Here is a 603-nt window from a genome sequence, read left to right on the forward strand (position 1 = left end):
TTCGGCCCGGGTGCCCTTCTGGCGCCCGGGCCGAGCTGTTGTACGAGCCCTTGTTCGGGTCGCGTTCGGGATGCTGGTGGCATATGCCAAATGAATAGTGATCGTTTGTTCATTGTCCGTACGCGGCCGCTTGCGTTCCGCAATGATTGGCCCATGGCGGGATGGGGCGAGGCAGAGTGGGCATCACTTCCAGGGGCCGGTCCGGCCACTGACGACCCGTCGGAAGGTGGGGTGCTCGCCCTGGAGACTCTGGAACGACTCAGCCCGCAGGAGGTCGAGCGCGAGTGCTTCGGCCGGCTCTGTGAGCAGGTGGCGGCGGAGCAGGAGGTCTTCCTGCCGTCCCGGCCCGAACTCGTCGGCGTGGCCCGCCGGGTGGTGCTCTCGGTGCTCCAGGGCTGGCGGATGCACCAGTTACTCGAGGCGGGCGAACTCCTCACCGGCGAGCTGATGGCCAACGCCGTCCGGCACACCGGCGGCCGCACCGTCGGCCTCCGCCTCACCCGCCGCCCCGGCTGGCTCCGGGTCGAGGTCCGGGACTCCTCCCGGGCGCTGCCCTGTCTGATCGTGGCCGAGCCGGGCAACGAGACCGGGTACGGCATGCCG

1 protein-coding gene is annotated in these 603 nt (G+C 69.8%); it reads left to right on the forward strand.

Annotated features, from left to right (window positions below; genetic code table 11):
* Positions 1 to 231: 231 nt before the first annotated feature.
* A partial coding sequence (locus ABD323_RS43900; RefSeq protein ID WP_344447595.1) for an ATP-binding protein occupies positions 232 to 603 on the forward strand: 372 nt, incomplete at its 3' end.

This window comes from Kitasatospora nipponensis (genome assembly GCF_039528135.1).
Taxonomy (GTDB): Bacteria; Actinomycetota; Actinomycetes; order Streptomycetales; family Streptomycetaceae; genus Kitasatospora; species Kitasatospora nipponensis.